We start from the raw sequence: 17,036 nt of genomic DNA, 5'->3' as shown, positions 1-17,036 counted from the left end.
GTGTCTAGCTTTCCTGATTTTAGGTCAGATTCTAGCTGCTGGTCCCACCTATTATCGCGCATCATCTAAATAATTTTGTAAGCGGGCTGCCAGCTCTCGAATCTCGCTGTTCGGTAATTGTCGAATAGCTGTTTCGATTTCATCGAGGGTTAACATAACTAGTCTGTAAATGATGATTGATACTATCCTATAGCATTTTTAGTTTAAATGTAAACATAGGATTGATCTAAAAAGGGAGCAGTAAGTAGGGAGGAGGTAGTAGGGAAAAGGGAACAGAAAATATGTAACACGTAACAAAAAATATTACAATTAATTTACGATTGCTATAACCAAAAAAAACTAGCTATATACTACACAGATTTTAATATATAAACTGTCAAATTTTTTATTCATAAATAAATGTAAATAATTTGAATTACCCCTTGCATTTTTTAGAGGATTTATCTATACTATAGAAGGTGACGACTGAAACTAATAACCGCGCTGGTCATAACTGTTAACCACCACCAGCGCGGCTTTCCTCCCACCTAAATAGGAGTTACTTCTATGATGACAAAAATATCACGATTATCAATCCCGGCTTTTCTATCAGCTATCAGCTATCAGCTATCAGCTATCAGCTATCAGCTATCAGCCATCAGCTATTAGCCATCAGCGAACAGCGATTAGCGCTACGCGCACGCTACGCGAACAGCCATTGGCCACAGGCCAATGGTTGAAAGCACCTCAAGTAGCGTGTGCGTAGCCCATAGGCTGACAGCTGAAAGCTGAAAGCTGAATGCTGATGGCTGAATGCTGATAGCTGATAGCTGATACCTGAAAGCTGAAAGCTGACGGCTGACTGCTGAATGCTTATGAGCAAATCCCTCTAAAGACTCAGGTCAGATATTGCTTTAACTAGAGAAAATAGAATATAATGGTTGTTTTATCAAAAACTGCCATAGTCTAGAACAGGAGTCTACTACCGGTGGTTATAGAAATCCCCAAAAGCACTTACGAAGCTAAAACTCAGGAAATTGCCAGAGAACTTCTAGCCGCAACTCGGGAGAAAGGTTCCTTTCTTGCCCAAATGCGAGACCAAATGCGGTGGGATGATAAGTTACTAGCCTGGGCAATGAGTAATCCAGGACTACGGGTGCAGCTATTTCGCTTCATCGATACCCTACCGGCACTGCTTAGCCAAACGGAAGTGGCTCGTCACTTTCAAGAATACCTAGGGGATGAGTCAGTAGAACTGCCTGCTGCCCTTAAGGGAATGCTCAATTTCACCAATCCTGACTCCATACCAGGACAACTGGCAGCCAAAACCATATCTGCTGCTGTAGCCACCCTAGCCCAAAAGTATATTGCTGGGGAAAATCTCAACCAGGCCCTGAAAACCATTAAACGCCTGCGAAACCAGAAGATGGCATTTACCCTAGATTTATTGGGGGAAGCAGTAATTACAGAATCAGAAGCTCAGTCTTATCTAGACCGCTATCTGGAACTGATCGAACAACTCACTGAGGCAGCCAAACAGTGGTCTACGGTAGAGGAAATTGACGTTGCTGATGGTAAATCCTTGCCATTAGTGCAAGTATCGGTTAAACTAACAGCATTCTACTCTCAATTTGATTCTCTTGATCCTCAGGGTAGCCAAAATCGGGTGTGCGATCGCATCCGTGAATTGCTCCGCCGTGCCAAAGAATTAGGAGCGGCGGTTCATTTTGATATGGAGCAGTATGAATACAAAGACATTACTTTCTCCATACTCAAAGACTTGCTGATGGAAGAAGAGTTTCGCCCACGCACCGATATCGGTGTTACCATGCAAGCCTATCTGCGAGACTCACAACAAGATTGTCAAGACCTGATTGCCTGGGCAAAACAGCGGGGTAATCCAGTAACCATACGCTTGGTCAAAGGAGCCTATTGGGACCAAGAGACGATAACAGCACTGCAAAACCATTGGCCCCAACCAGTATATAACCAGAAAGCCGCTACGGATGCCAATTTTGAGCGTATCACCAAGCTGCTGCTAGAAAACCACGAGTATGTCTATAGCGCTATCGGTTCCCATAACGTGCGCTCCCAAGCTTATGCGATCGCAATTGCTGAAAATCTCAATATCCCCCGCCGCTGCTTTGAGATGCAAGTCCTCTACGGTATGGGAGACCAACTCGCCAAAGCCTTAGTCAATCAGGGTCATCGGGTCAGGGTTTATGCACCCTATGGAGAACTACTACCAGGAATGGCTTACCTGATTCGGCGGCTATTGGAAAATACCGCAAATAGTTCCTTCCTACGACAAAGCTTAGAAGATAGACCCGTAGAGGAATTGATTGCACCACCAAAAGCGTTGCAGGTTGGCAGGTTGAAGGTTGAAAGTTCTGAAGGGTTGAAGGTTGGCAAGTTGAATAACGAACCGTTGCAGGTTGGCAAGTTGAAGGTTGAAAGTTCACAACCTGCTAACCTACCCTTCTCGAACGCCAAAGGCGAACAACCAACTAACCTTCAACCAACTAACCTTCAACCAACTAACCTTCAACCTTCCAACCTTCAACCTTCTAACCTTCAACCTCCTAACCTTCAACCCGATAACCTTCAACCTCCTAACCCATTCACCAATGCTGCAAATACAGACTATGCTCAGCTAGAAGCCAGAGAAAAAGCCAAACAAGCCTTACTTACCGTTCGCCAACAACTGGGTAAGACCTATTTACCCTTAATCAATGGGGAGTATCAGTCTACAACAGACACAGTAGATTCTGTTAATCCCTCTAACCCTAGGGTCGTGATCGGGAAAATTGGATTAATTTCTGTAGAACAAGCAGAATTAGCGATCGCAAAAGCTAAAGCAGTATTTCCCAGTTGGCGACGTACACCTGCAAGGGAACGTGCTGGTATTTTACGTAAAGCAGGAGACTTGATGGAACAACGCCGTGCTGAATTATCAGCATGGGTCTGTCTGGAAGTTGGGAAACCATTACGAGAAGCCGATGGAGAAGTCACCGAAGCGATTGACTTCTGTCATTACTACGCATCAGAGATGGAACGGCTAACCGATGGATATAACTACGACATTGCTGGAGAAACCAATCGCTATGTCTATCAACCCCGAGGTATTGCTCTAGTAATTTCTCCCTGGAACTTCCCCATGGCTATTACTACAGGCATGACTGTAGCAGCCCTAGTGGCAGGAAATTGTACGCTACTCAAACCCGCAGCAAATTCCTCAGTGATTGCCGCAAAAATAGCTGAAATTTTAGTAGAAGCCGGGATACCCAAAGGAGTATTTCAATTTGTTCCAGGCAAAGGCTCAACCGTCGGTGCCCATATGGTCAAGCATCCCGATATCCATCTAATTGCCTTTACCGGTTCCCAAGAAGTCGGTTGTCGTATCTACGCCGATGCCGCCATCGTGCAACCAGGTCAAAAACATCTCAAGCGAGTCATTGCTGAGATGGGAGGTAAAAATGGAATTATCGTAGATGAAAGTGCTGACCTCGACCAAGCCGTAGCTGGAGTCGTCAAATCAGCATTTGGCTACAGTGGTCAAAAGTGTTCCGCTTGCTCCCGAGTAATTGTGTTGGAGCCAGTGTATCAGAGCTTCCTAAAACGGTTAGTTGAAGCAACGCGATCGCTTAACATTGGGCCAGCAGAAGCACCCAGTACCCAGGTCGGTCCAGTGATAGATGCTACTTCACGCGATCGCATTCGGGAGTACCTTGAAAAAGGACGTCAGGAAGCCAACGTAGCATTAGAAATGCCAGCACCTGACACCGGATACTTTATTGGTCCAGTGATCTTTAACGATATCTCTCCCAACGCCACCATTGCCCAAGAAGAAATCTTTGGTCCAGTAGTAGCAGTAATGGCCGCAAAGAATTTCCAAGAAGCCCTTGATATTGCCAACAGTACCAACTATGCCCTCACCGGAGGCTTATATTCTCGCACTCCATCCCATATAGAACAAGCCTCAGCCGAGCTTGAGGTCGGTAATCTATATATCAACCGCAATATTACCGGTGCCATTGTCTCACGGCAACCGTTTGGTGGGTTCAAGATGTCTGGAGTAGGCTCAAGAGCAGGAGGTCCCGATTATCTAGTGCAATTCCTCGAACCCCGTACTATTACTGAAAATATCCAACGACAAGGCTTTGCACCCATTGAAGGAATGGAATAGTTTCTAGGTAAGCATTCAGCTATCAGCGTGTCGCGTATCAGCTTATGTGCGTCCCAGGGTCGAAGCCTGTGCCACAAAGCTGATAGACTTTTCTGGTGACTTTCAATTCTCATTAATCTATCAATATTAAATTCTCGCTTTTGAGGTTTATATTAAGCTGACCGCTGAGAGCTGACCGCTGAGAGCTATTCGCGTAGCGCATATGCTTACCTATGAACTTAGTAGGAAATCCCTCGATATTTCTTTTTAGACCGTTGTATAACAAACCCTTGAGCATCGGTCGGTAACTGGAGAAAAATAGCTTCCACTTCATAGCAAATCCCTCGATATTTCTTTTTAGACACCCGTTTAACAGATTGCTTAGTAATTTGCTGACAACTAGGATTCAGGTCGCCCTCAGCTTTTGGTGTATTGTTCTGGTCACTGACTGCTGTCTCAGAAACCACTTTCTCCTGATCGAGATTACCAGTAGGTACTTTTGGATTTTCGGGGGAATCAGATTCTGTCGAATTGTGCCAGTATCCGGGGTTTTGAGTTACTATCGAAGCTTCGGAAGCTGAAACATCATCTTCCGGGAGTGAATCAGGTAAAACTGGCGTAGGAAACTGGTTATGATTTCTGGATTCTTCACTATCAAGATGTCTAGGAGTTTCCGCTTCAGATCTAGCTGTTTTTAGTGATAAAACATCAGTGAATTTAGGTTGATCACTATTTATTGGTGAACTAAAAACTTTGTTGGCTAAACTTGCTTCTTTTTCCTCAATCCAAATTGTCAGATAATGGGGATGTTCTAAAACTAAATACAGAGGCCGAAATTCCTCACAGATTTCGCAACTACAACACTTTAAGGATTTTTTATAAGCATTTGGGGAAAGATCAAAACCTCTCTTGAATATTTTATTTTGGAAAATAATTGTAGATTCATCCAGCCACTGAATCTCTTGATTAATCTTTTCTTGATCAATTATTAACATTTGGGTAGTTTACCCCCTACTTGATCTATTTTTGGAAATAGCTGGTGAGATTGTGGCAATTTTGCTCTCAAAGTGTCAACGGAAGAATGTAGTCAATTGCGTCGCAGATTTGGCTACATCCTTGACCCAATATATTGAAAATTTATTTGATTAATCCTGGGATTTTGGGCATCGAGCTGGAGTCTTGCCCAGTCAATTAACGGTTTCACGCCTATGTGGGTAAAGACAAAGTATTTAGGATGGAGTAAATAATATCAATAACTATTATATCACAACTCAATTGATTTGTCAACCATAAAATGTAGCTACTTTGAGAATTAACCCAAGCTTCCTTGTCTCCGCTTCCAGAAATCGCTACATTTCTGTCTTGGTAATTGGGTATCTGATCATGATCTACTCTATTCAAATATAGCGTTGATCGCAGTTATGAGGTACACAATATTTTTTCCCGCTTCCGACTTCCCTCTTCTGACTTCCCTCTTCTGACTTACCTACTCCCGGGCAACCCAGGGCGTAAGTCCCTCACGGAAAGGAACCCCTCGATAGGTTTTTTTAGACCGTTTTTGATCCAATGCCTCAGAATTGGAAGCCTCAGAATTGGGAGATAACTCCGATTCCGGTAGCTGGCTCAAGACATCTTGCTCCTGGTAAGAAATTCCTCGATATTTCTTTTTAGACAGCCGTTGAAGAGATTGCTCCGTAATTTGCTGACACCTAGGATGCACATGGAATTCAGATTCCGGAATCTCTTGCTCCTGATTGAGATTACCAGTAGCTAATTTTGGAGTTGCTGGGGAATCAGATTCTGTCGGATTGTAACAGTATCCGGGGTTTTGAGTTACTATCGAAGCTTCGGAAGTTGAAATATCTTCCGGGAGTGAATCAGGTAAACCTGGCGTAGCCAACTGGTTATGATTTCTGGATTGTTTACCATCAAGATGTCTAGGAGTTTCCGCTTCAGATCTAGCTGCTTTTAGTGATAAATAATCAGTGGATAATGGTTGAGCACTATTTATTGGTGAACTAGAAACTTCGTCCGCTAAAGTTACCTGTTTTTGCTCAATCCAAATTGTCAGATAATTCGGAGGTTCTACTAGCAAATAAAAATTCGGATATTTCTCAGAGAGTTCGCCACAGAAATGAAAGGATTTTTTGAAAAAACTTTGGGAAATATAAAAACATATAGTGAATAGTTTATTTTGGAAAATAATTGTAGATTTATCCAGCCACTCAATGGTTTGACTGGCTTCTTTTTGATCAATAATAAACATAACATTTTGAAATTCCTTTACTTGTCTTGATGCAGTCGCTCATGGTTTGGGTTCTGTGTGCGGAACACCGCGATTCTCGGAGACACTAGGTGAACGAACCTTGCTTGTAAGCCCCGTGGAAACCACGCCAGTTGCTCATGGTATAAACCCCCAAGACCGCACTGGCTCCCGAAGACTGCCCTGGATCGCTGCTCCCTCCTCCCTAATCCCTGCTCCCTAAAACTAAGAGGATATCTGAAAAGTTTTTTGATATTGAATTTTGCCCCCCTAGCCCCCAATTCTGGGGGGAACAAGAATCAATTTGTTGGTAAAAGTCCCCCAAAATTGGGGGATTTAGGGGGCTTGAATGTAGCAAATGAGACTTCTCAGACAACCTCTAAGGAGGAAAGTAACTCACCCGATGGAAAACTGCTATAGGGTTTCTAAAGGTGCGCTTGACCTTGGCGAATTTAATTCGCCACGGGTCGCACCTAAATGATTCGTGAACGCCAAACTAGATGAAATTAGTATTTCAATAGGGTACTTTGTTCACAAATCAAATGTAAAAGCTCTAGTTAATCATAAATCATGATTGCATTAATCAGAGGATTTTTAAGACAAATTACTGATAAATACGCGAATTATTTTAAAAATAATGATAGCAAGTATATATTAATACAATAAATCATTATTTTTAAAATTCCTATTCGGTAATTTTTAATTAAAAAATAACAAGTTTACGTAGAATTGCGGTAGTGATATTACCTTTAATATAAGTAGTCGTATGCAATTAATTTTGACTAGGTAAATTATAAAATAGTGACCGGAAAACCTTGAACAGCAATGAATTGAGTAATTTTCAAAAAGTTAATATAGTTAATATAATTTATGTCCAGGTACTTAGTCACTTACTCCTGAACACTAAATTCAATCCACTGATAGACTGGTTAATTGTGGAAACACGATCAGAAATTTCCGTAGAATTACGGTAGTCACTTAGCAAGCCTTTAATCGAGAAGACACCTTACCTATGAAAATCAAGCACTTCATCAATCTTTCCAAAGGACTTACCGCTCCAGTAGTGCTGGGATTAATGGTTGTCTACCAGAATTTCACCCTTGGGCCATGGGTTTACCTAGCCCTCCATGGTACCTATGGGGTGATGTGGCTACTCAAAGACCGTATCTATCCAGACAAGCAGTGGGAGGAAGAAATACCGATTGGCATGGGAATTCTTGGCTTCGGAATACTAATGCTCTACTGGGTTGCTCCCTTTATTCTGATCAGGAGTGGTTCTGAGCCTCCCTTACCCCTGGTCGCTGCTGCCATTTCCATGAATATCATGGGAGTCTTTCTACACTATGCCAGTGATGCCCAGAAATACTATACTCTCAAGTATCGTCCTGGATTAATCACAGAAGGATTCTTTGCTCGCTGTCGAAACACAAACTACTTGGGAGAAATCCTGATCTACTCTGCTTTTGCCATGCTAGCTCAGCACTGGCTACCCTTTTTGATTTTGGCAGGTTTTATGGCAGGTATATTTATTCCCAATATCCTCAAAAAAGATAAGTCTCTCTCCCGCTATCCAGAGTTTGCTGACTACAAGGCTAATTCTGGATTACTACTACCACAGCTATTTTTAGCTACTACTTCCAATCCAAAAGATCCAGATTTTGCCCAAAAAAACAGGTAGTCACAAATTATAGCATTTATCAATTCGGTGAAGTACAAAGCACTGGGTTGTAGGGAGTAGGGAGTAGGGAGTAGGGAGTAGGGAGTAGACGTTAGGAATTAAGTACAAAAACCATTAACCTTTATATCTACAATATTTCTATCTAAAATACTGGTGAATGGAATCCCAACCACCAATTTAATATATGACGAAACCATCTAAGCAGTATTTTTCCCTAAGATGGCGATTTTTAATTATCGTCCTTTTACTGCTAGGAATCTTCTTCCGCTGCTTCAATCTAAACCATAAAATATACTGGCACGATGAGGTTTATACCTCAATTCGGAGTTCTGGCTACACTGGATATGAAGTAATTAAGGAAGTTTTTGATGGTAGGGTGATTGGTGTTGAAGACTTACAAAAGTATCAGCATCCTAATCCTGAAAAAGATTTAGGCGATACTATTCATGCCTTAGCTAAAAACCCAGAACATCCACCCCTCTATTATTTAATGGCGCGGTTTTGGCGGCAGCTATTTGGTGCTGCTGTCAATAACCCTAGGGGTTTATCTGTTCTGTTTAGCCTGCTGGTTTTCCCAGCTATCTATTGGCTATGCTTAGAATTATTTGAATCCCCTTTAGTGGCATGGGTAGCTGTGGCACTTTTGGCGGTATCTCCCTTTCATGTACTCTACGCTCAAGAAGCAAGAGAATATAGTCTATGGACACTGACTATTATCCTATCTTGTGCGTCTCTGTTACAAGCTATCCGCAAAACTAAGGATAGTAAAAAAGTAACACACTACCTCTGGTCATGGGTAATCTATGCTGTCACCTTGTCCCTTAGTCTTTACACATTTCTCTTTTCTATATTTGTTGCCATTGGGCATGGAATTTATGTCTTTATTATAGAACGGTTTCGCTTTAATAAAACTATTTTTGCTTATTTCATAGCATCTGGTGCCGGGTTTCTAGCCTTTTCCCCTTGGTTAGTTGTGGTGGTTACTAACTTAGCTGTCATTCAGCATAAAACCCATTGGACAACTATTCAAGTCCCTTTATCATTGTTGGTAAAAATCTGGGGGATAAACCTTAGTTTTATCTTTTTTGATTTTGGAATACCACTGGAGCATCCATTTACCTATATAATTCCACCAATTTTAGGAAGTTTTGTGGGATATGCAATTTATTTTATCTGTCGTTATACTACCCAGCGAGTTTGGTTACTGGTTTTAACGTTAATCGTTATTACTGCATTAGGGTTAATCTTACCAGACTTAATTTGGGGAGGACGACGTTCAGTGAGTAGTCGGTATTTTCTACCTTGCTATATCGGAGTGCAGCTGGCTGTTGCTTATGTAATTAGTATGTATATAACTGGGTCTCTATCCAGGGCTAACTTAATAAAGGCTAATTTAAGAACACAGAAGGTCTGGAAAGGAATAATAGCTGTGCTGCTTACAGGGGGAGTTATCTCTTGTGCTATTATTTCCCAAACAGAAATCTGGTGGAACAAGCAAGTTGGGGGTAACAATCCTACTATCGCTAGGATTATTAATCAAACTGATCGACCTCTGGTAATTAGCAATGTTTCTTCAGTGAATCCTGGGGATGTGATTTCTCTTAGTTATTTATTAAATCCTCAGGTAAAATTTCAGTTAGTCATTCCCCCTAATATTCCCGATATTCCTCAAGGGTTTAGTGATGTGTTTCTATTTTATCCATCTGAAAATTTGCAACAAGGACTTGAGGAAAAGTATAGTACTAAAATAGAGTGGTTTGATGAGTCGAGTGTCAAGCCCCTCGGTAAGTTAAGGCTTTAAGTATAGCGGTTTTAAATTAGGTGAGATACAAATCCTTGGGTTTTAGGGAACAGGGAACAGGGAACAGGGAACAGGGAACAGGGAACAGGGAACAGGGAACAGGGAACAGGGAACAGGGAACAGGGAACAGGGAAGAAAGAAAAAATCCTGTGTACCTCATTAAGATAGAAACCACTATATTATAATTTAAGTAGTTAATAATTGGGTAAGCATTCAGCTATCAGCTTATGGGCTATGGGTACGCTACTTGAAGTGCTGAGGTTTCTTTTAAGCTGACGGCTGACGGCTGACTGCTGTTGGCGTAGCCTGCGCGTAGCGCATATGCTTACATAATTGGAATAAGTAAATGGATGAGTTGACTATTAAAGTTGTTGGATATACTGAACGATTATCAGAAATTACGTTAATCAGGGTGCAGGTTTTTCAGATTGAACAAGGGGTAGCAGCGGATTTAGAGTTTGATGGTAAGGATGAAATAGCGAAGCATTTATTAGCCTATTGGAATAATCAGCCAGTAGGCACAACTAGGGTAAGATATCTAGATGATAAAACGGCAAAAATAGAACGGTTAGCTGTCTTGTCTGATGCTAGAGGTAAGGGCATTGGGAAACAGTTGATGATTAAAGCATTAGAGTTAGCTGACCAAGCTGGAATTAAGGTAGTGGTAGTTCATGCTCAAGAGTATGTGAAAGGGCTTTATGAAAAGTTAGGTTTTGAAATAATGGGAGACTCCTTTGAGGAGGCTGGTATTGTTCATGTGAAGATGGTAAATGAGTTAATATAATTGAGCTAAAAAGGTGACAATAAATAGGTAATCGTGATGCATCGCTACTCCCTAGTCCCTAAAACCCTACACGAAATTACGTCATCGAATTGAGAATTGCTATATTTGCAAATGGTCTATGGAATCAGATTTGCGGTAGGGATAAACGCGATCGCTACCCGGTGATTGAGAGCGCGAGAGATTTTTTGCAACATCGAAAGGGAGTGTCCTTCATAATCAGCATCTTCCAGTCGTGCAATCACAGGCTGCTTTGTACCCACAAGTTCTGCAAGCTGTTTCTGGGTTAACCCCGCTTTTGTTCTGGCTTCATAAATCAACTGTGCCACCTCTGCATTAAGAGAAGCTTCTGCTATCATTTCCTCCATCTCGGGGTCGGTACGAATTTTCTTGTTAAGAATTTTAATCGCATCAGAAGTCTTAGTCATTTTCTTCCTCCTCTACATAGGTATGAACATGTGCGTTTTCTTCAAATAAACCCTTTCTCAAGATTGCCCTTTCAATATCAATGTCCGGTACTGCTGCTTGTTCCTTGGTAATAGCATGGGCGAGAATCGTCACATTCTGTCCGTAAAAAAAATACAAGATACGATACTGCACACGACGATGCTTTGCCCTCAACTCATAAATACCAGAACGCAGATAATCTGCCACTGGACGACGCAGTTCATATCCAGATGCCGCAAGTAGCTTAATTCGGGCAACACAGTTGGCATAACCTTTACGGTCTGACTGCAAAAGTTGCGTCAACCATTCTAGGACTGGAACTTCCCCATCCTCCTCCTGGAAGAAAACAACACGGGTTTCCGGCACAGCACACCATCCTAATATAACAATATTGTTATAATAAGTCAATATCACTACAGGTAAGATTGTTGTAGCTAATTCATCTGAGCACCTAGCACTCACCACTATGAAAAGACGCTTGAGAGATCCAGTAATTCTAGGACTAATTTGGCTAGGGAGTGGATTTTGCGATCGCATTTGGTTTGCCCTAGATCACTCTGTTCCAGCTTGGGACCAGGCGGATTATTTGACCGGTTCCTTGAATTACTGGCAAGCGTTGCAGCATCCTGAGTGGTTCTCTGGGGAGTGGTGGAGCAGTTTTTGGGCAATTTCCTCAAAAGTCCCGCCATTGACTTATATTATTGCCGCAATGGTTCAGCAGCTGTTTGGAACCGAACCAGAGCTAGCTACGATAGCGCTAGTTTTATGTAGTGGAGTGTTAATTGCTTCAGTTTATGGATTAGGGCTGGTGTTATTTAACCGCCGGGTAGGGTTATGGGCTGCTGGTTTAGTCATGTTGTTACCAGGACTATATCGCTACCGTTTAGAATTTTTGCTGGATTATCCCTTAACCACAGTAGTCAGTTTGTGTTTTTGGTCTCTGACAGTGTGGTGGAGTTTGGCAAGGGCCAAGACACCCTTATCCCGAACCACAGTAAGACAAGGATGGTTGTGGGGGTTGGGGTTTGGGCTTTGTTTAGGATTAGCGTTGCTAGTTAAGCAAACCGCCTTATTTTTTCTATTCGTGCCAATCGCTTGGGCTGGGGTGAGGGTTCTGTGGCAGAGGCAATGGCAAAGGTTAGCTCAATTAATCGGGGGTTTGCTGGTATCAGTTTTGCTATTTGGTCCATGGTACCGGATTAATTGGTTGTTGATATTGACCTCTGGCAAGCGAGCAACCATTGATTCCGCGATCGCAGAAGGAGACCCAGCCCTCAATACCCTTGATGCTTGGGTTTACTACTGGAAAATCTTACCTTACCTGATCTCTTGGCCGCTGTTGTTAATACCGATAGTAGGACTATTAATTTATGGGCTCAAGTATGGGCTCAAGCAATCCGCGATCGCAAAATCGAACAATCTGCCATCCCCCCATCCCCCCATCTGGTCACTAACCTGGCTAGGGGTCTTCATAGTGGGTGGTTATCTATTGTGTTCATTGAATATTAATAAAGATGCTCGCTATATTTTGCCATTAGTTCCAGTGCTATCACTGTTTCTGGCTTATGGCTTAACCTGCTGGACTAATCGTTGGGGTAAACCGATGCGTTGGAGCACGGTAGGGCTAGCAACTGTACTGATGATGTTGAATCTATTTCCATTAGGAGGTAGAGGATTGACTCAATTACTTAGTCCCCGTGTACAACATTTTCCCTACTTAGGACAGCCATGGCCTCATCGGAAGGTAATTGCTGAAATCATCAAGACTCAACCTTACTTGCGCTCTAACTTAGGAGTATTACCATCAACCCCAGACATTAACCAACACAACTTCAATTACTATGGTGCATTAGCCAATTTCCAAGTATACGGGCGTCAAGTGGGAACCCAAGCCAAACAAGTGAAACAGGATATGCGATCGCTTTCTTGGTTCCTCACTAAAACTGGTGCCCAAGGGTCAATCCCAGAATCCCAAGCAGCTATTGTTCAGGCAGTTGAGCAAGGGTCAGAGTTTGAGCTACACCAGACTTGGGAATTACCCGATGCTAGCCAACTGAAACTGTATCACAAGCGGCAGCCACCAATAGCCGTAAAACCATTATCGATAAAGCCTGTGGGTGACCAATCATCCATCAAACCCACTAGTTTCAATGGCAATGGTTCACTGAGCACTACTCTCACTTCAAGTCCCAGAGTTAAATTAGAGCAAGTCACCATACCAGAAACATCTCCTGCTGGAGTACCTGTACCAGTAACTTATCAGTGGACTGGTTCTTGGGAGCAATTAAAATCTGGCATCGTTATCCTAACCTGGCAACCGGTAGATTTGAAGGTTGGTAAGTTGTTCGCGAAGCGTGGCCTTTTGGCCAAGGTTAACAAGTTGAAGGTTGGTAAGTTGTTCGCGAAGCGTGGCCTTTTGGCCAAGGTTGACCCGTTGTTCGCGAAGCGTGGCCTTTTGGCCAAGGTTGGCCAGTTGTTCGCGAAGCGTGGCCTTTTGGCCAAGGTTGGCCAGTTGTTCGCGAAGCGTGGCCTTTTGGCCAAGGTGGGCCAGTTGTTCGCGAAGCGTGGCCTTTTGGCCAAGGTTAACAAGTTGAAGGTTGTTCGCGTAGCGTGGCCTTTTGGCCAAGGTTCAACCGATACTAACCTGGAACCTAACAACCTTCAACCTTCAACTGATACTAACCTTCAACCTTCAACCGATACTAACCTTCAACCAAACAACCTTCAACCTTCAACCGATACTAACCTTCAACCTTCAACCGATACTCACCTTCAACCTTCCACCCAAACTAACCTTCAACCTTCAACCGATACTAACCTTCAACCTTCAACCCAAACTAACCTTCAACCAAACAACCTTCAACCTACCTTTCGGGAACGCCAAAGGCGAACAACTCACCGATGGTTACACGACCATGGTATTGCCATGGGAGAACTACACTCTTCCCAATTACCACCTGCCAATTCTCAATTTCAAGTCATTGAACGGATGGCGATGTTTCCCCCAGCAGATATCCCAGCTGGAAGCTACACCCTGAAAGCAACTTACCTGAATCGACAAACTGGCGAAACCTATCCGATACAAGTACCAACAGTTACCTTGACCATCGATCCCGCAGCTAGCCCCATACCTGCACCAGAACTAGATTTAATCACCCAAATGCGGATATTATCCACTAATTTACCTAAAGGACTCAATGGCCTAGAACCAGTTTTTGAAGAAACTGCCCGCATTAACCAGTACGATCCGATTCAGGACTACTTAGAACAAGCAGATTTAGCCTTAAGCTATCGGCTGGAATCGGAACCGAATAACCTAGACTTGGCCTATGCTCTGGCCTTGAGTAGGGTATTGCAGCAAGATGTAGAAGGTGCGATCGCAGCATTAAAGCGAGTCACCCAACTTGACCCCCAAAATCCCTATGCTCACGCTTATCTTGCCTTCGTCTATCTCTATGATTGGGATGGAAAAGATGGGGAAAAAGCCCTGAAACCTGCCCTTAAAATCAACCGGACTATTCCCGAACTACAAGCCCTATCTGGTATAGCTGCCTTGATGCAAGGTAATGTGTTCAAAGCTTGGAGTGTTATTCAGGGATTAGATCTTGAAAGCGATCGCTAATTGTAAGCTATCAGCTATCAGCGTGTCGCGTATCAGCGTGTCGCGTATCAGCTTTGGGCCTGTGGCCAAGCTACTGTTCGCGCAGCACCTCAAGTAGCGCAATCGCTGCTTTTGAATAAAATAAGCACCTCAAGTAGCGTGAGCCTTTAGCTCACGGCTGACCGCTGACGGCACCTCAAGCAGCGTGCGCGTAGCGCATATGCTTACGGCTAATTTTCTTTCATTGTGAATAAATTGTGAATCAATGTGTCAATAATACTAAAAAATTTAGTCTTCGTCTTCTTTGGGTCTTTGCGTTTACTCATACCAATTTACCGATACCGATTACTTAATATAGCAGTCGCCAGGGCAGTTAGGACATGACAAAAGTCTCACACCCTTTGTAAGCGATGCAGCGCGGTCTTGGGGGTTTCCCCCATGAGCGACTGCATCAAGAAGCGCAAGAGTTTGACTTCTGACTTCTGACTTCTGACTTCTGACTTCTGCTATATTTCGCAATCATAAAATTTACTAGATTTATAAAATTTCCGTATTTTTATTGATGTTATTCAATTAAATTTGATATTTAATTGAATTAAAGCGGATTTCAAAAAAACAGGTCATTTGATATTGAGCAAACTAATCTGCCAATAGATTTTAATGTATGAAAATCAAAAATCTTATGAAAACAAACTCCAAAAACAAACAACCTATGGATTTACTCAAACTGACACAAAACCTATCACTAGCCATCCTAGGGTCTGTTTTGAGCTTCGCCGCCATTGAAGTTGCTAACCCAGGACGCTCTGACGCTTTTGTAATTTTTAACCGGTCTGGTAACACACTCGGAGGTGGCTCCCGATGGGATGCAGCTCCAAGGACTATCCAAGGACAAGATCGTTCCTTGGACGGCGGATTGCGATACTCACTACAGGGCGGTTCCTATCAAGCTTACCGAGATTTATTCACCTGGGATATTGTTCCTAGTGTCAACGAGTTTCAAAATGCCATTGAGGCTGCGTTCAACGCCTGGACTGTAGTTGACCCAGTTTCTGGGTTAGGTACCGATTTGTCATTTGTAGCAGATTTAGAGACATCAGTAATAGGAACCGGTACAGGAGGCGTTCACCCAGATGGTGCCGAGATTGACCTGTTGGCATCGACAGATGCAACTTTCTGGAATCCTGGAAATACCTCACCCCAAGGTGAATCGTTTTTCTATTACATCAACGATACTGTAACTCTCACTTCTGGAACGGAAAATTACGCAGGCTCAAGCGCCATTATCGGGGCAGATATGACCTTCAACAATAATGCCGGAACAGTATATACCCTCGACTTTTTCAGGCGATTGTTGACCCACGAGATCGGTCATGCCATTGGATTAGGGGACATCGAAGGAGACATCAGTGCTAATAGATTTATCGACGACAACTATGATGGCAGTACTAGCGCCACAGCTCTAGCCACATTGAGCAACCCGATTGCCCAACTAATCGATCCCCTCAATCCAGCTGCTTCACCATTTTCATTGTTTACAGTTCCAGATCAGGATCCTGGTGTTGACACCCCAGGCGTAGATATTCTGATGGAATCCCGGGGACTAGGTATAGCTCCAGGGAACCCAGTCACCAACCTTAGCCCATTGGTTAACGATGACTACGCTGGTCGCCAGTTCCTGTATCCAGTGTCATCTGAGGCTAGATTTTCCTCTGAGGCTAGAGTTGATGAACCTACTGCTACATTAGGTTTACTAGCCCTTGGTATTATAGGTGTACGTTTGAGTACTCAAGGCAAAAAAAGCAAGCAACAGAGAGTAGATACACCTACGAGATCAGCTATTTACACCAAATAGACAGACACAGACACAGGTAGTGGTGCTGAAGTCCTACCTTTTCCCAAAAAATTCTAGACTTCAAGTCTTTCTTTGGGATATAATCAAAAACTGGTGCTTTTAGGCAAAAACCATGAATGCTCAAGAAATCATTCGTTCCATAGAAGCGGAACAACTTAAGGACAACGTCCCTACCATCTACGTCGGTGACACCGTGCGTGTAGGGGTACGGATTAAAGAAGGTAATAAGGAACGGATTCAACCCTATGAAGGCACTGTGATTGCCATGCGCAATGGTGGCATTAATGAAACGATTACAGTACGCCGGATTTTCCAAGGGGTTGGTGTGGAACGGGTTTTTCTACTCCATTCTCCAAAAATTGCTAATATAAAAGTAATCCGTCGAGGCAAGGTACGTCGAGCCAAGCTATACTATTTACGCGATCGCGTTGGTAAGGCTACTCGCATCAAACACGCTTTGACCGTA

The 17,036-nt window shown here is 43.1% G+C and carries 12 protein-coding genes; 7 read left to right on the top strand and 5 right to left on the bottom strand.

Features of this window, described 5'->3' with window-relative positions; translation table 11 throughout:
* Nucleotides 1-967 precede the first annotated feature (967 nt).
* Entirely contained in the window at nucleotides 968-4,165 is a 3,198-nt protein-coding gene (pruA, locus tag LYNGBM3L_RS47060) for an L-glutamate gamma-semialdehyde dehydrogenase (RefSeq protein WP_008180545.1), read from the top strand.
* 218 nt (nucleotides 4,166-4,383) lie between these two features.
* On the opposite strand, the gene LYNGBM3L_RS06500 is transcribed toward pruA, so the two are convergent.
* Together LYNGBM3L_RS06500 and LYNGBM3L_RS06495 are read right to left on the bottom strand one after the other, a co-directional pair.
* Nucleotides 4,384-5,139: a hypothetical protein gene (locus LYNGBM3L_RS06500; protein ID WP_008180543.1), complete on the bottom strand. Its 756-nt coding sequence runs from the start codon at nucleotides 5,137-5,139 to the stop codon at nucleotides 4,384-4,386.
* A 491-nt stretch (nucleotides 5,140-5,630) separates the two neighbouring features.
* A complete protein-coding gene (locus LYNGBM3L_RS06495; protein ID WP_008180541.1) occupies nucleotides 5,631-6,410 on the bottom strand; it encodes a hypothetical protein in 780 nt (259 codons plus the stop codon).
* A gap of 1,009 nt (nucleotides 6,411-7,419) precedes the next feature.
* On the opposite strand from LYNGBM3L_RS06495, the gene LYNGBM3L_RS06490 reads away from it, so the two are divergent.
* Both LYNGBM3L_RS06490 and LYNGBM3L_RS06485 read left to right on the top strand, forming a co-directional pair.
* On the top strand, nucleotides 7,420-8,085 hold the full coding sequence (locus LYNGBM3L_RS06490; RefSeq protein ID WP_008180535.1) for a methyltransferase family protein: 666 nt from the start codon (nucleotides 7,420-7,422) through the stop codon (nucleotides 8,083-8,085).
* A 184-nt stretch (nucleotides 8,086-8,269) separates the two neighbouring features.
* Complete coding sequence (locus LYNGBM3L_RS06485; protein WP_008180533.1) at nucleotides 8,270-9,886, top strand: glycosyltransferase family 39 protein; 1,617 nt, start codon at nucleotides 8,270-8,272, stop codon at nucleotides 9,884-9,886.
* 16 nt (nucleotides 9,887-9,902) lie between these two features.
* On the opposite strand, the gene LYNGBM3L_RS45475 is transcribed toward LYNGBM3L_RS06485, so the two are convergent.
* Entirely contained in the window at nucleotides 9,903-10,046 is a 144-nt protein-coding gene (locus LYNGBM3L_RS45475) for a hypothetical protein (RefSeq protein WP_154659695.1), read from the bottom strand.
* A 186-nt stretch (nucleotides 10,047-10,232) separates the two neighbouring features.
* Between LYNGBM3L_RS45475 and LYNGBM3L_RS06480 the strand changes: the two genes are divergently transcribed.
* Nucleotides 10,233-10,670 (top strand): GNAT family N-acetyltransferase, encoded by a 438-nt coding sequence (locus LYNGBM3L_RS06480; protein WP_008180527.1) that lies wholly within the window; start codon nucleotides 10,233-10,235, stop codon nucleotides 10,668-10,670.
* A gap of 116 nt (nucleotides 10,671-10,786) precedes the next feature.
* On the opposite strand, the gene LYNGBM3L_RS06475 is transcribed toward LYNGBM3L_RS06480, so the two are convergent.
* Together LYNGBM3L_RS06475 and LYNGBM3L_RS06470 are read right to left on the bottom strand one after the other, a co-directional pair.
* Nucleotides 10,787-11,095 carry a helix-turn-helix domain-containing protein gene (locus LYNGBM3L_RS06475; protein ID WP_008180525.1) on the bottom strand — a complete coding sequence of 103 codons (309 nt, stop codon included), beginning with the start codon at nucleotides 11,093-11,095 and terminating at the stop codon, nucleotides 10,787-10,789.
* Complete coding sequence (locus LYNGBM3L_RS06470) at nucleotides 11,088-11,480, bottom strand: type II toxin-antitoxin system RelE/ParE family toxin (protein WP_044492385.1); 393 nt, start codon at nucleotides 11,478-11,480, stop codon at nucleotides 11,088-11,090. The genes LYNGBM3L_RS06475 and LYNGBM3L_RS06470 overlap by 8 nt, the downstream gene beginning before the upstream one ends.
* Before the next feature lie 100 nt (nucleotides 11,481-11,580).
* On the opposite strand from LYNGBM3L_RS06470, the gene LYNGBM3L_RS47055 reads away from it, so the two are divergent.
* From LYNGBM3L_RS47055 to rplS, 3 genes are all read left to right on the top strand, one after another.
* Complete coding sequence (locus tag LYNGBM3L_RS47055; protein ID WP_008180522.1) at nucleotides 11,581-14,736, top strand: phospholipid carrier-dependent glycosyltransferase; 3,156 nt, start codon at nucleotides 11,581-11,583, stop codon at nucleotides 14,734-14,736.
* A gap of 661 nt (nucleotides 14,737-15,397) precedes the next feature.
* Nucleotides 15,398-16,570, top strand: a complete 1,173-nt coding sequence (locus LYNGBM3L_RS06460) for a zinc metalloprotease (RefSeq protein ID WP_131827128.1) — start codon at nucleotides 15,398-15,400, stop codon at nucleotides 16,568-16,570.
* A 112-nt stretch (nucleotides 16,571-16,682) separates the two neighbouring features.
* On the top strand, nucleotides 16,683-17,036 hold a 354-nt coding region (rplS, locus tag LYNGBM3L_RS06455), incomplete at its 3' end, for a 50S ribosomal protein L19 (RefSeq protein ID WP_008180520.1).

Source organism: Moorena producens 3L (genome assembly GCF_000211815.1).
GTDB lineage: Bacteria > Cyanobacteriota > Cyanobacteriia > Cyanobacteriales > Coleofasciculaceae > Moorena > Moorena producens.
This window is presented reverse-complemented; position numbering and strand designations above follow the sequence as displayed.